This window comes from Pseudomonas sp. TH04 (genome assembly GCF_016651355.1).
Taxonomy (GTDB): domain Bacteria; phylum Pseudomonadota; class Gammaproteobacteria; order Pseudomonadales; family Pseudomonadaceae; genus Aquipseudomonas; species Aquipseudomonas fluorescens.
In genome coordinates, this window is record NZ_JAEKEA010000001.1 from 6,013,633 (window position 1) to 6,028,318 (window position 14,686).

A 14,686-nucleotide genomic window follows, 5' to 3' on the forward strand; every position below is an offset into this window, starting at 1 on the left:
CCCGCAGAAACCGTTGTTTTTTGCCGGGCCCCATCCACTCGTCGCCACTGTCAATTCTGACAGTAGATTCGGCTCCTCTTCCCGACGTCTTATTCACCTTGCCTCGTGCGTCAGTGTGGCGCGCGTTCAACCAGTAAGGTAATAGTCATGTCCAGCCGGCCTACTGATTCTTATGATCTCGATCTTGCACCGCCCACTTCATATTTCCCTGCTGTGCAGTTACAGCCGCAATTTACCAGTACGCCTCCCCTGTACCCCGAGACTGCCGTATGGGGCATGGGCATCCGTCATGTATCGCCTGCAATGTTCACCTTTCTTCCGTGGGCTGAGCGTGCGCTCGGCGACTATTACGCAATCCGCATTCAGGACCTGAACAACCCTGCTGCTTCAAATACCATCAGTGACGCGGATGCCAGCGCTTACTACCTGACGGTGAACAAGCTGCCCCAGGGCGAAGTCCCTATGTTCGGGCGGCTCGTGCGAGCCAACAGTTTGCAGGAGAGCCGGTCGATCACCCAAACCATCCTGATCAAATTGACCAACCCCGGCGGCCGTGATCAGGAGGTCACGAAGAAGTGGCACAGTGGTTTGAATATGTCGATAGAAGGCCTGCCCACTGGCTCGGTCCTGAACAAGGACAACACCGCAGAAGGGCTGTGGTGCCTGATCACCAAATACCTGTATATCCGTAAAAACGACATTATCACCGTGCGCTATGACGGGCTGGCGGTGGAGCATGTGGTCAGTCCGGAAGAGGCTGCCGGGCCTGGGCCGATCCGGGTATTTATCAGCCCGGAGATTATCAAGCAGGGCAATCAGAATGGGCCGGTAGAGGTCGCCTTTACGGTTAAAGACGTGGTGGGCAACGTTCCCGAGGGGGAATGGCTGTATTGCAAAGCCTACAAACTGGTGTCGGAACTTGACTCGTCGTTGCTGGAATACCCGACCTTTCTTGTCGATGAGGTTGAGTCTGATCAACTGGACCTTAACCTCAATAACCGGTCCAAGTTGGAGGTGGAGGTCTATCGGCCGCGCAGGTCGCCCAAACCCAACCCGCAAAATCGGATCATGTTGATTTTCAAGCTTTTCCCGGAGAAAGGGCGAAGCAAGACAGTGACACTGGGGCCCTTCCCCGATACCACCAAGGCTTACCAACGGATCCCCGTCAGCTACGACCTTTTCACGGAGCTGGCCAAGGGGCGTTTTCAAGTGACGTACGAATTGAGCACCAGCGCTGGCGTACTGCTGGGCAAGTCGGGCAGTTACACGGTCAGTGTGACGGGCTTGCCGGTATCAATGCCGGCGGTGACCGTCAGCCCGTTTGAGGCGGGGCTGATCCCTTCGAATACCGACATTGTCGTAACACTACCTACCTACCAGCCGCACAATGAGTTTCTGTTGGAAACCCTGGTGCTCGAAGCCCTCGACGGCAGCGTAAGCCTTACCCTGCCGCAACCGGCAGGCGTCCAGGGCGGCACGCGCCGCGTGACCAAGGAGGCACTCAAGGCGTTTGAAGGCCTAGGCCCGTTCCAGATTTATTACACCACCGATGACGGTGAGGGCACATCGGCGTCCCTGCGTGAATCAGTGAAGCTGCAGGCTCAGGTGGGTGAGCGTGTGTCGGTGTTGGAAGCTCCGATCATTCAAGGCTCCCGCCGTAACAACATCGACCCTGCCGATGTAAAAGACCCTGAAATTCAACTGATCTTCCCCTACGGGAATACGATTGCCGGCGACGTGCTGCATTGGAGTGTGGTCGGCAAGGACGCGAACGGCTCTGCCAGTGGCAAAATCCCGATCAACAGTGCATACGCGGGGGCCGCCTTGCCGTTGGTGTTTTTCCCGGTTAACCGTAAAGTCCTGGATAACAACCTCAACGCCAGCATCAGTGTCAGCTACAGCATTGAACGTGCGGGGCCGCCTCGACAAGTCTTGCGCTCCAGTGTGCTTGATCTTACCGTCGGTGCGGAGGTGAAACTGGAACTGCCCAAAGTGCTGGAGGCCGGCAGTCTGCAGGACCAACTTGACCCCAAAGCGGTGGTCAAGGGCGCCACCGTGGAGGTCGCGTTCAAACAGATGCGCGCCGATGACCAGATTTTTGTCGAGTGGTTGGGAGCGTATGGGGTCAGCAGTATTGTGGTGCAAGTGGCGGGTGACCCGAAGACCAACAAGGTCAATGCCACTATCCCGCCTGAGGTGATTTCCAAGGGCGTGCGCCCCAACGGCAATAAAATCACCGTGCGGTACAGCTTTACCCGTGGGCAATTCACCTACAAGTCCGAGATATTGACGCTTGTCCTGCAGCCGCTCGCGAAGCTGCCGACGCCGATCATCGACGGGGCTGGCGAGACCCTGCTGCCGCTCTTTAGCCTGCCGAATACGGCCCGCACCCGTATCGCCGCATGGGATTTAATCAATAAAGACCAATTAATGTGGATGACCTACGAAGGCACTTTTGCCGACGGCACGTCCTATATCGAAGATACCTACACCGCCAATGAGGTGACGGCTGACGGCGTCGTCAAGGGCATTTCGCCTGCAACGCCGGTGGATCAACTGCGTCGACTCAAGGACGGCTCGCACCTGACCATTCGCTTTTGGGTCAGTTTTGCGCAGATCCCCGACAAGGACACCGCGCTCTTGTTTGGGACCGCCGACTATATTGTCCAAGCATTGGCAGCCACCCTGCCGGCACCGAGCTTTGCCAACAAACCTGGGGCCGCGATTACCGTTTACCCGTTGGACTATGAGAAAAATGCAATAGTGGCGGTGGCGTATCCAGCCATGACGGCTACGCAAAAAATTGTCCTGGAGTGGATCTACCCGGACGGCACCCTGGCCACGATCGCTGCACAGAACGGAGTGGCCGGTGGGCGCGTAGATTTCGCCATCAGTGCGCCAATCATCGCGGCGAGTGTGGGTAAGGTCATCACATTGCGTTACAAGGTGACGTCAGGCACCCGAGTGACGCCGTCTGATGCCCAGCAACTGACGGTACAAGCTGTCCGCGCGACAGACTTGCCGCAGGCAGTGATTAACGGGGTTGTCGATAAAGGCACGTTGGACCTGACCACGTTCAATGGCGATGGGTTCCTGGCATTGAGCCCCTGGCGTTTGAGTGCTGCCGGGCAAAAGGTGTGGATCACCGCACGCGCTGAGGGTGTAGTCCAATCAACTGTGCTGGGGGCCTATCCGATTAGTGGGGTTGAGGCGACGAGTGGCTTGAAGAATGTGGCAGTTTCCAGAGCCTGGCTGCAGGGGGTACGCAACGGTAGCAGTATCGTGATTGAGTGCCGAGTGACGTTTGATGGCAGTGATGATGTATCGACGTCCGTGGTATTTCCGGTCACGACCTACACCGTCAAACAACGGACGGGGGTTATCGCCAACGTTGCGGTAGGGCAGAGCCCGGAATTTGCGGTTCTTTCGAAGGCGGGTGACAAAGCGTTTGTCTCCAACCACCACGGCAATTCGATTTCAGTGATCGATGTGAATGCCCGCAAGGTCATTGATACCATCCCCGGAATTAATTCACCGTTCAAAATGGTGCTGAGCCCGGACGGCTCCCGACTCTATGTCGCCAACTTCTTTGGGCGCACCGTCACCGTCATCAATCCTGCAACCCACGGTGTGCTGATGAGGTTTGATGTGAAGGGTGTTGACGTGGTTCAGGGGGTTGAACTCAACGGGGATGGTTCACGCCTGTTTGTCTCGACGAATGTGCCGTCGCTGATCGTCGTTCTTGATGCAATCTCCGGCAGTGAGCTGCGTCGGATCCCCACTACGCCAAACCCTATCGCGATGGCGCTCAACCCGGAAAAAACGCAGATTTACTTCACCGCAGAACAGCAAGTAACGGCCGTCAATGCCAACGGATTGAGTGGTGTGGTAGCCAAAGTTACGGGGTTCTCCAGGCCTCAGGATCTCGTCTTCAATCCCAACAACATTCCATCCGCCCGTATCTATGTCGCGGATAACGATTTTGTGCGGATCATTAATCCTGTGAACAATGCCCTTATCAAATCGCTGGGGGGGTTCCATTACGCCTGGGGCGTCAAGATGCATCCGACTGCCCGTCAATGCTATGTGGGGTCAGTAGGCCCAGGGGGGACGACGAGTTATCGCGATTCGCTGTTCGTTATCGATACCGTGACGGAAACAGTCATTAATCGATTTACGGGTTTCGACAACCTTGCCGACATCACTTTCACCTCTGACGGTAGTCTTGCGCTTCTGGTTAATCAGGCAACGGGTCTCGTGTCGTTCTTTTCGATTTAAGGAGAGGGGTCAACCGATGTAGATGCAAGGGGCAGCTCCACGTGAGGGTGGACTGCCCCTTTTTTATCGGTTCAGATCTTCCAGTGGCTCGATGTCTTGGCAAGCTTCTGGCGCATGGCCTCCACGTTGCTCGCCAACTGCAACGTCAACAACCGATACCCATCCAACGCACTCTGCACCGGCGCCTCCAGCCCACTTTCGTCTGCGGCATGCACGGTCGAGCGCTCCAGCCGTTCGGTAAATCCCGACTTCAACGCCCGCGCCATCCCCACCCACTGCACGCGAATCTGCCGATGTTCGGCCTTCAACAGCATCTGCATCCGCGCCATCGCCTGTTCATCCCGTGGATCGGGCCGGGTATTGCCAAGAATCTCCAGGGTGCTGATGCACATGCGCAAATGCCGCTGGATCGCGTCCAGTTCGGTCATGGAAATCCGTACTTCCTTGGACACCGACGGCATCAACGAGCGCAGTTGCAGCATCGCCGCGTTCAGGCGGTTGAGCAGTTTGAGGTGCTCATCATCGGTGACTGACTGACCGCTGATGATCCGGCTATAAATCTGCGCGCAATCGCGCAACGCGCTGGCCAGGTTGTAGCGCCACGAGTACACGGCATACAGCGGCAAGGCGAACGAAAATGCCAGGGCCAGCACAATGCCGATCAGGATATCCACGGTGCGCCACAGGCCGTCCGATATCGGATTGTCCCCATGGCCGGCGACGATGAACACCGTGATCGCCGACAGCAGCGCGATGTAACCGCCCTTGCCGATCGCGTGGTAGGAAAAGAACCCGCACACCACCGACATCGACAGATAGGTCAACAGCGGTTGGCCGAAATACGCCTGTTGCACCACCAACAGCAAGCCCACGCTGGCGCCGATCAGGGTGCCATAGGCGCGCTCCACGGCTTTTTTGCCGATATTGCCGTGGTGCTGCAAGCCGCCGATGACGATCAGCATGGTCACCGAGGCCCATTCACCGTGGGGCAGGTTGATGCCGGTGGTGAGGAGGATCGTCGCCAGCAAACCGATGGACACGCGTACCGCGTGGATCAGCTTGGCATGGCGATAGCGACGGTACGGGTCCAGCAAAGGGCGCAACAAGCGCCGAGCGAACACGGGCAAATGCAGGTTCATCGGTAGTAAAGTGGCCTTAGTCGTGAGGGCGAACGCAGTCTGAAGTGTGGGAGCGGGCTTGCTCGCGAATGCGCTGGATCAGTCAAAGGTGTTTCGACTGACACTCCGCTTTCGCGAGCAAGCCCGCTCCCACATTTGAACTGCGCCATTTTTAGAAAATATAGTCAGTGGTCAAGAAACTTGAATCACGGTTGCGCAGGATGTCGCTGAGCAGTGCCTTGTTGCTCTCCTGAAACTTGGTCGCTACCAGCGTGCGGATCGAGAACACGCGCAGCGCGTCATGCACAGACAACGTGCCTTCGGCCGAGTTCTTGCGCCCGTTGAAGGGGAAGGTGTCCGGCCCGCGCTGGCACTGGGCGTTGATGTTGATACGACCGACCTGGTTGGCAAAAGTGTCCACCAGCCGCCCGACTTGCCTGGCGTTGGTGCCAAAAATACTCAGTTGCTGACCGAAATCCGAGTCCAGCACGTAGTCGATCACCGTCTCCAGGTCACGGTAAGGCACGATCGGCACCACCGGGCCGAACTGTTCCTCGTGATACACGCGCATCTGCGGGTTCACCGGGTACAGCACGGCCGGGTAGAAGAACGCACCGCGACTCGCGCCGCCATTGGTATTCACCACCTTGGCGCCGTGCTGCGCCGCATCGGCCACCAGTGCGTTGAGGTAGTCGACCTTGCCCACTTCCGGCAGCGGTGTCAGTGAAACGCCGTCTTCCCACGGCATACCAGGCTTCAACGTTGCCAGTTTGGCGTTGAATTTCTCAATGAAACGCTCGACGACGTCTTCATGCACAAACAGGATTTTCAACGCGGTACAACGCTGGCCGTTGAATGACAAAGAACCGGTGACCGCCTCATTGACCGCATTGTCCAGGTCGACCTCTGGCAACACGATGCCGGGGTTTTTCGCATCCAGGCCCAATGCCGCACGCAAGCGGTGCGGTTTGGGGTGCAGTTTTTTCAAATCGCTGGCGGCCTTGTTGGTACCGATAAACGCGAAGATATCGATCTTGCCGCTGGCCATCAGCGCGCTGACGGTTTCACGACCACTGCCGTAGATCACGTTGATCACCCCGGCCGGGAAGCTGTCGCGGAACGCCTCCAGCAATGGGCGAATCAACAGCACGCCGAGCTTGGCCGGCTTGAACACCACGGTATTGCCCATGATCAACGCCGGGATCAGCGTGGTAAAGGTCTCGTTCAGCGGGTAGTTATACGGCCCCATGCACAGTGCCACACCCAGCGGCACGCGGCGGATTTGCCCGAGGGTGTCCTGTTCCAGTTCGAAGCGGCTGGAGCGGCGGTCGAGTTCCTTGAGGGCGTTGATGGTGTCGGTGATGTAGTCGCAGGTGCGGTCGAATTCTTTTTGCGAGTCCTTGAGGTTCTTGCCGATCTCCCACATCAGCAGCTTGACCACCGCATCACGCTGTTCGCGCATGCGGCGCAAAAACGCTTCCACATGCTGGATACGTTCAGCGACACGCATCGTCGGCCATTCACCTTGGCCACGGTCGTAGGCGCGCACGGCGGCGTCCAGGGCGGTGAGGGCGGTGTCGGCATCCAACAGCGGCGTGCTGCCGATATGCACCCGCTCATCCCCCAATTGCACCGGGCTCAGCACCTGGGCCAATGGGCCGTTCCACACCTGCAACTGGCCGTCGACCAGGTAATCACGCTGTTCAATCGGCGCCCCCAGCCGAAATTGCTCGGGAATGTCGGCGGTGGAGGCGGGAAACAGCTGGGCGAGCAGGTTACTGGTGGTCATGTCGCTACCCCTGGAATAGTTGCAAAACATGACTAGAGAGTCGCCCAACAAGCGGCTCTATGGCAAGGCTTGTGCGCTTTCTTGTGCGCACCGCTGTGTGTGCCACGCTTGCCGGAGTAAACTACGCGGCTTTATTGAAGGAGTTCACATGAGTCAGTACCAGCCGGGCATTCTTGCCGCACCGGTGCCGTTGCAGGCACGCCATCTGTTTTTTGCCGTGGATTCCCTGCAGGCGGTGCCTGCTGCGTTGGACGCGCTGGTGCAGTTGACGGATTCGGCCGCGGTGGTCGGTGTCGGTGAGCCGCTGGTATCTGCCCTGGGCACTCAGGTGCAAGGGTTGCGCGCCTTTCCCGCCGTCAGCGGCCCGGGTGCGCATAACCCGTCCACTCAGCAGGCGCTGTGGGTGTGGCTGCATGGTGTGGATCGCGGTGAGCTGCTGTTGCGCAGCCGCACCTTTGAAAAAGCCCTGGCCCCGGCGTTTCGTCTGGTCCAGATGACCGAGGGCTTCCGCTACAAGACCGGTTTCGATTTGACCGATTACGAAGACGGCACCGAAAACCCCCACGACGACGCCGCCGTTGAGGCCGCCATGACCGACAGCGGCGCCAGCTTCGCCGCCATCCAGCAATGGCAGCACGACCTTGATGGTTTCGCCGCCTTGCCGGCCCAGGAGCGTGACCACATCATCGGCCGCCGCCATGGCGATAACGAAGAGCTGGACGACGCCCCCGCATCCGCCCACACCAAGCGTACCGCCCAGGAGAGCTTCACCCCGGAAGCCTTCGTGGTCCGCCGCTCGATGCCGTGGGCCGAGAACGGCCAGGCGGGGCTGATGTTCCTTGCGTTTGGCCATTCCTTTGATGCGTTTGAAGCGCAACTGCGGCGCATGAGTGGGTTGGAGGATGGGATTGTGGATGGTTTGTATCGCATCAGTACGCCGTTGACCGGTGGCTATTACTGGTGCCCGCCACTCAAGGACGGGCATCTGGACCTGAGTGCACTCGCGGTTACAGCGCAAAGCTAAACACTCTGTGGCAAGGGTCTTCACCCGCCATCCGTCACCCGCCTCGCAGGCAAGCCAGCGCCCATACTTATTTGTGTCTGACCTGAATCCTGCGCCTGCCGCAGTTCAACTGTGGGAGCCGGGCTTGCCCGCGATGGCGGTGTATCAGTAACAGCCAGGCTGACTGACCCACCGCCATCGCAGGCAAGCCAGCTCCCACACTTATTTGTGTCGGACCAGAATTCTGCGTCTGCTGCAGTTCAACTGTGGGAGCCGGGCTTGCCCGCGATAGCGGTGTATCAGTAACAGCGGGCTGACTGACCCACCACCATCACAGGCAAGCCAGCGCCCACACTTATTTGTGTCTGACCTGAATCCTGCGTCTGCTGCAGTTCAACTGTGGGAGCCGGGCTTGCCCGCGATAGCGGTGTATCAGTAACAGCCAGGCTGACTGACCCACCACCATCACAGGCAAGCCAGCTCCCACACTTATTTGTGTCTGACCTGAATTCTGCGTCTGCCACAGTTCAACTGTGGGAGCCGGGCTTGCCCGCGATGGCGGTGTATCAGTAACAGCGAGACTGACTGACCCACCGCCATCGCAGGCAAGCCAGCTCCCACACTTATTTGTGTCTGACCTGAATTCTGCGTCTGCCACAGTTCAAATGTGGGAGCCGGGCTTGCCCGCGATGGCGGTGTATCAGTAACAGCGAGACTGACTGACCCACCGCCATCGCAGGCAAGCCAGCTCCCACAGTTGACCTGGGTGGCTGATTGATTGAGGTCAGATCACGTCACACACCCGTCGCTCACCGCCAGCTCCCAAAGGCTTGGGTTGTCACCACCGGCGTGAATCATCAACGGCCTGTTTTTCCCACGGCATGAGCCGGCCCGATCAGCTGTTCTGCAGGCTTATCTGAGCAAACTGCGGCATCATCCCGGCACCTCGGCAGTGTCGGCAGCCATAGACCCCGAGTACGACAGGCTCCTTCGCCACGTCGACGTGCGCACGTTGGACCCAGGTGGGGGCGACAAAGCGGTAACCCTGGCCGGGCGCCGTAGCGATGTAGACAGACTCGTCGTCGCCGAGTGCGCGGCGCAGGGTCTTGATCTGTGTGCGCAGGTTGCATTCCTCCACCACCGTTTTCGGCCAGGCGATACCGAGCAATCGGTTTTTTTCCAGCAGTTCCCCAGGCCGTGAGGCGAGGGCGATCAGCAGGGTCAGGGCGCGGCTGCCCAGCGCCACGGGTTGCCCGTGCTTGAGCAGCAGATGACGTTGGGGCAGCAGTTGGAACGGGCCGAAGTGGATCTCGAACGAGGCGTCATCGGTGAGGTGGCTGCGAGTCGAATACGTCATGTCTTTTACCTTTATGCGTGGGAATCACAGCTCGGCGTGGCTCCTTTTCACCCCGAGCTGCCGGGAAGGGTCAGGTGTTGATGGCAGGGATCGGGTCTGCCGGGTAATCGCCCTCCATGGTCGGGCCGCCGGTCAAGCCGTATTGCTGCAGCACCGGGGCCAGCTGCCCGTAAAATGCGTCTTGCGCCTTGCCGTGGGCATCGGCCAGCGCGAACGGCAAAAACGCACTGCCGATACCGCCGAGAATCGCCGTGGCGCCGCCGAGAATGCCGCTGAGGGTGCCCGCCACCGCGCCGATTTCCGTGGCGCCATACAAACCGGCACCGGCTTCCACCAGGCCCGCCACGGCTGCGCCCGTGCCGAGTACACCGGTGGCGACCGAAAAACTGCCGGTGAGGTAATCACCTTTTTTCAGCGAGTCGACACCGCCGATAATCCCGATTACGCCGCCGATGATGCCGCCCGCCGACCCGATGATCTTGCCCGCCGCGCCGATATTGGCGATCTGCTGCGGTGACAGCGGGCCCTTGCCCACCGGCACCTTGCCGGGGAAATCGCCGAGGGTGCCGCCGTCCGGGCGGTTGACCCACGTGATGCCATAGCCGGCTTCCTTGGCGTATTTGGTACCGCCTTCGAGCAACAGCCCGGCAAATTGCAAGCCGGCCGACACGCGGTTGGCATCCGCCACCGGGGTGGTGCTGCCGCTGGCCGAACGCGCGATCAGCACGCCGCTCATCAACACCGCACTGCCGATGTGCAGCAGGCCCTGTTTGAATGCCGGGCTGACATCGCCGAACTTCATGCCTTCGATGGCTTTCGGCAAGGCGTCGGCGATCTTGTTGCCCTGGCGGCCGATGTCCCATACCGAACGCAGCATCGAGACCACTTGCGCCGGGTCAATCTTGCCGCCGTCGGAGGTTACGAACATCTGCGGATCTTTTTGCTGGGCATCGTTGATCGCGGCGGTGACTTTGGCTTCGTCAAAGTTGCCGTTGCCATCGCCGAGCGTGACGTTAAGCGTATCGGTGGTGGCACCACCGAGCAGCGCATCGCTGAGGTTTTCGTTGAAGTTGACCTGCAAGGTCGCCGCCTCATCCGCCGTCGCCTTGTCACCGAGGAACGCCTGGGCCGACGCGGTGCTTGCGGCGAAACTGCTGGCTGCGACGGTCGGGTCCATGCCGGCGGCCACGGCGTCGGTGAAGGCTTTGCCGGTCACCAGTTCGTTCTTGTAGTAGCTTTGGATCGCGTCGCTTTGCCCGGCGTTGGCGGCGACTTTGATCAAGTCGACATGGCCATTGCCGCCCAGCGCCAGGTTGGCGATGGTCGCGTCGTTGGCAGCGTTTTGCAGGCCAATGCCCATGTCGATCTGCTTGCCGTTCTGGTCCTTGGCGTTGAGGTTATCGTTGAGGTTTTTGCCTGACTCAATGCCATCGGCAAAGTAATTTTGCATGGCGACTTTCAGGGTCGGATCGCTGCCGACGATATCGCTCAGCGCAGGGCCACGGTTGTTCTGCAGGAACGCCTGGACGTCCGGGTCCGCCGACAGGGTCTCAATGCCGCTTTGCAACTGCGCCTTGATCTTGTCTTCGTTGGGGTTCAGGCCGTAGTGAGGCGAGGTGTACTTGTCCATCAAGCCTGCGTTGGGCACATAGTCGCTGACCAACAGGCGCGTCTGCGCATCGCTCAGTTGCACCAGCACCGCGGCTTTCTGTGCGCCCGTGTAGTTTTGCGGGTTGGCCAGGATGTCGGCGGTCAGCGTGGAGGTGTCCACACCGGCGACGGCATCGCGGGTGGCGGCGCTGTCAAGGAAGGTGAGGGTGTCGCTGTCGGTTTTCGGCGCCTGTTTTTCCAGCCAGGCACCGATATTGTCGCGGGTGCCAACGGCGTCGGATTTGCCGGTGGCCGGGTTGTCGCCGCCGGTTTCGAGGGCGTGGAACATGCCGGGTTTCGACCACATGGCGGCGGCACCCGTCAGCTCGTTGCTCAGGGCCGAATCGCTGCCCAGTGCCTCGAGGTTGTCGGGGCGAATCATGCCGTCGTTGCTGCGCTGTTGATCGCCCGGGCGCATGGCGGTGCCGGAGCTGGCCACCAGGCTTTCGTTAGCCATCACGATGGCGGCGGACTTGGCGTTGGCTTTGGCCAGGTCGCCTGGATGGCTGCCCATGAATGTGCCATAGGCTTTCGACGCGGCACCGATGTCGCTCTTGGTGTTGCTGATGAAGTGGTCGACGTCGGCGTGGGTGATGACATTGTCGGCTTTACCGCGACCGCCGCTGTCCAGCGCCGCCATCAGGTTTGGGCTGCTGGCTACGTACTTGAGTACCGCCTGGGCTTCGGGTGGCAAGGTGGTGGGCGGGTTGGCGAAGTCGATGGGCGCACCGTGCAGGCGCCACGCGTCCCAATTCTGCGAGAGCAATTGCGCGGCGGCGCGGGGGCGGTTCAGGTCCAGTTCTTCTTTGGTGGGCGTGCCGCTGGTGTTGCCGGTGAGGGTGTCCCAGTCCCTGGCGCCGGACACACCGAACGACGAGTTGTCGATCCACGAGGTGTCTGCAGCACCCGCCGCGCCGGTGGTCCCGGCGTACAACTTGGCCATTTGGTCATAGAGCGCGGGAGTAATGTCCTGGGACACGATCACCTTGTCGCCGGAGGCGGTGTTATAGCGAATCAGGCCGGGCCCGACTTCTTCGGGAGGGCCGACGTTGGCGGCCGGGTCCAGGGTCTCGTTGGGGCTGGCCAAACGGTAGCCTTCAGCCTGGCTGGCATTGATTGCAAACAGCTTGGCCGAGTCGCCGCTGACCTGGGCGAACAGCCCCGGGGTTTCTTTCTGGCTGACCACAATTCTGTCGCCGGAAGAGGTTTCGTAGCGGATCAGCCCGGGGCCCAGTTCCGTCGTGCTGCCGATCGCCTTGTAGTTGCCCAGGCCTGGCGCCACGGTGCTGGCGTCGGCCTCGATGTAGCCGGCCGCTTTGCTCGCGGCGAGGTTCTTTTCCAGGTTCGCATCGCTCTGCTGGGCGTTGTACTGGTCAACCAGCGTCTGGTAGAGACGCGGGTTATCGCTTTGCTTGAGGGTGACCGGCTTGTCGCTGCCCAGCGGTGTGTAGGTGATGCTGTTGTTCGCCGGTGCCTGCACATTCTGATAGGGCAGGGGAATCGACGGGCCACGGATTTTGGAGGGGTCGAAGGCAGGTTGGTTAACGGCCGTGAACAGCGCGGTTTCGAATTTTTTCTGGGGGCCGTCCGTGCCCTTGCTTTCGGCCGGATCAAGGCCACTCGGAATCGCAGTCATAGAACACCTGGAAGTTGTTTCATATATTAAAGCCCGCGCACTAAGGCTTTCGGCTATTAGTGCAACTGTACTAATTACGCGCACATCACTAGTTGTTCGCGGGCATTGAAGGTCGCTCACGCCGAGCTATCAAACGCGATGAGCAAGTCGCTTTTGTTACAAATGGAAATATCTGCGAAGTTGGGCAAAAGGCTAGTAGTGAAAAATGTGAAGTCGATACGAAAAAAATGCAGATGCCGTGATGAACCGCTCGTTTATAGGGTGGGAAAGAGCGGCTTAGTGTTCAGCCATATTCGAGTTCAGGTGCGCAATCCCCTGTAAACACTGGGTATTGGCGGTGTTTGGGCTTTTCGTTAAAAGTTCCACGGCGAAACGGGGATGAGTTTTTCTCAACGCCAGGTTGAGCCAAACCGTTCACACCCGGTATCTGAAACGTTTCACAAGCTTTCACAGCGAAGGCGTTTTGATCGTGAGTAGTATGGCCCCCATGCAAACCAACGACGGTTCGAAAGCTCACTGTCTGACGTTTTGGGCGTTCATCCGGTTTGCATACTTTCAGCGTGCTGATGCGCAACTGAATAACTTCCCTATCACTGCAAGGAGATGAACATGGCTGATGTCCCACCAGTAAAAGCAGGCGGCGCCGACGACGCTATCGCGAAGATGGAAGCGACCTTCAACATGGCTATCGAAAAGTCGGCAAAAATCACTGAAATCAGCACCGCCAAAAAAGCGGAACTCGACGCCACCAAACAGCGTCCGCAGAACTGATTCGCCAAACGGGCGGCGCCGGCGCTGCCCGTTTACTTCTGGCCCGCAGTTATCCTGATTCTTGACCCCGTTGCACATGCTCAAGGGGGCAAACCCGAAAATGACAGCCTTGATTTCCATGGGCCCGGTCGCCGGTATGGGTGCACCGACCCTGACGGTGACCAGCGGTTTGCACCAGGGCAGTTCCCTGGTGCTCGACCAGCCTGTCTACACCCTTGGCGCGGACCTCGCGGCCGACCTGGTACTTAGCGACCCCGCAATTGCCGGCCTGCACCTGCGCCTGCGTTTTTTTGAAGGCGGCCAGGTCGCGATTGAAGCGTTGGGTGGCGACGTGCTGTTCGGCGCGAATGTGTGCATTCCCCAGGGCAGCGGCCATCGCGCGCGCCTGCCTTTGCAGCTGCGTATCGGCACGGTAGGCGTGCGCTTGGCAGTGCCTGAAGGGGCGGAAAAACCTGCCCGTGCACGCCGTACAGTTGCGCCGTGGATTGTCGCAATCGCGCTGCTGTTTCTCTGCGCCGCAGCGCTGGCTTTTCGCAATGACTCGCCGCCGACGCGCTCGGCAGCCATCGTCGAGGCTCCGGTTGTGCAAACGCCGTCCCACGCGCAGGCCAAGGCCTGGCTGGAGCAGCAACTGCAAGCGGCGCATCTGGATGCGATAAAGGTCAGCAGCAGTAATGGTCAGCTCAGTGCCGTCGGCAGTTTCGAACAGTCACAAAAACCGCAATGGCTGGCGCTGCAACAAGCCTTCGACCAGCGTTATGGCCAGCAGATCGTGCTCAACCCCCGCGTCACCGTGCGTGCCGATGCCGCGCGGCCACGGGTGCGTTTCCAGGCCGTATGGTTCGGCACCAACCCCTATGTGATCAACGACAGCGGCAAACGCCTGTACCCCGGCGCAGCGCTCGCGGACAACTGGGTGCTGGAGCGCATCGAGAACAACCAAGTGATTCTCGCCCGTGGCGAGGAACGCTTTACCTTCACCTTATGAGTCGATCTATGCAATGCACGCACGCCAACGGTCGGCGCGGGCTGGCCTGCGCGGGTGCCGGTACAGCCCGCCGCGGTGGGGGTTGGCCGACCGACA

Annotated in this window: 8 protein-coding genes; 4 read left to right on the forward strand and 4 right to left on the reverse strand. The window is 59.7% G+C overall.

All coding sequences use genetic code 11. The annotated features are described in order from the left end of the window. Positions 1-147 precede the first annotated feature (147 nt). Positions 148-4,278 (forward strand): YncE family protein, encoded by a 4,131-nt coding sequence (locus JFT85_RS27155; protein ID WP_201230743.1) that lies wholly within the window; start codon positions 148-150, stop codon positions 4,276-4,278. A gap of 71 nt (positions 4,279-4,349) precedes the next feature. Here JFT85_RS27155 and JFT85_RS27160 read toward each other — a convergent pair whose 3' ends face one another. Together JFT85_RS27160 and JFT85_RS27165 are read right to left on the reverse strand one after the other, a co-directional pair. Beyond that, a complete protein-coding gene (locus JFT85_RS27160; RefSeq protein ID WP_201230939.1) occupies positions 4,350-5,411 on the reverse strand; it encodes an FUSC family protein in 1,062 nt (353 codons plus the stop codon). Positions 5,412-5,568: 157 nt separating this feature from the next. Then, entirely contained in the window at positions 5,569-7,185 is a 1,617-nt protein-coding gene (locus tag JFT85_RS27165) for an NADP-dependent glyceraldehyde-3-phosphate dehydrogenase (protein WP_073637800.1), read from the reverse strand. Between the two features lie 148 nt (positions 7,186-7,333). Here JFT85_RS27165 and JFT85_RS27170 point away from each other — a divergent pair, with 148 nt between their 5' ends. Then, on the forward strand, positions 7,334-8,209 hold the full coding sequence (locus tag JFT85_RS27170; RefSeq protein ID WP_201230744.1) for a Dyp-type peroxidase: 876 nt from the start codon (positions 7,334-7,336) through the stop codon (positions 8,207-8,209). An 874-nt stretch (positions 8,210-9,083) separates the two neighbouring features. Here the strand turns inward: JFT85_RS27170 and JFT85_RS27175 are convergent. Both JFT85_RS27175 and JFT85_RS27180 read right to left on the reverse strand, forming a co-directional pair. Next, positions 9,084-9,545 carry a winged helix-turn-helix domain-containing protein gene (locus JFT85_RS27175; RefSeq protein ID WP_064452931.1) on the reverse strand — a complete coding sequence of 154 codons (462 nt, stop codon included), beginning with the start codon at positions 9,543-9,545 and terminating at the stop codon, positions 9,084-9,086. Between the two features lie 70 nt (positions 9,546-9,615). Further along, positions 9,616-12,831 (reverse strand): type III effector HrpK domain-containing protein, encoded by a 3,216-nt coding sequence (locus tag JFT85_RS27180; RefSeq protein ID WP_201230745.1) that lies wholly within the window; start codon positions 12,829-12,831, stop codon positions 9,616-9,618. A 609-nt stretch (positions 12,832-13,440) separates the two neighbouring features. Here JFT85_RS27180 and JFT85_RS27185 point away from each other — a divergent pair. Together JFT85_RS27185 and JFT85_RS27190 are read left to right on the forward strand one after the other, a co-directional pair. Further along, a complete protein-coding gene (locus tag JFT85_RS27185; RefSeq protein WP_016969018.1) occupies positions 13,441-13,602 on the forward strand; it encodes a hypothetical protein in 162 nt (53 codons plus the stop codon). Positions 13,603-13,702: 100 nt separating this feature from the next. Beyond that, complete coding sequence (locus JFT85_RS27190) at positions 13,703-14,590, forward strand: SctD/MshK family protein (protein WP_053257995.1); 888 nt, start codon at positions 13,703-13,705, stop codon at positions 14,588-14,590. Positions 14,591-14,686: the final 96 nt, after the last annotated feature.

What these genes read in the sequence shown, in the direction of transcription:
- JFT85_RS27175 (WP_064452931.1), bottom strand. Translation starts at nt 9,545, where the DNA reads ATGACGTATTCGACTCGCAGCCACCTCACCGATGACGCCTCGTTCGAG.
- JFT85_RS27190 (WP_053257995.1), top strand. Translation starts at nt 13,703, where the DNA reads ATGACAGCCTTGATTTCCATGGGCCCGGTCGCCGGTATGGGTGCACCG.
- JFT85_RS27185 (WP_016969018.1), top strand. Translation starts at nt 13,441, where the DNA reads ATGGCTGATGTCCCACCAGTAAAAGCAGGCGGCGCCGACGACGCTATC.
- JFT85_RS27180 (WP_201230745.1), bottom strand. Translation starts at nt 12,831, where the DNA reads ATGACTGCGATTCCGAGTGGCCTTGATCCGGCCGAAAGCAAGGGCACG.
- JFT85_RS27165 (WP_073637800.1), bottom strand. Translation starts at nt 7,185, where the DNA reads ATGACCACCAGTAACCTGCTCGCCCAGCTGTTTCCCGCCTCCACCGCC.
- JFT85_RS27155 (WP_201230743.1), top strand. Translation starts at nt 148, where the DNA reads ATGTCCAGCCGGCCTACTGATTCTTATGATCTCGATCTTGCACCGCCC.
- JFT85_RS27170 (WP_201230744.1), top strand. Translation starts at nt 7,334, where the DNA reads ATGAGTCAGTACCAGCCGGGCATTCTTGCCGCACCGGTGCCGTTGCAG.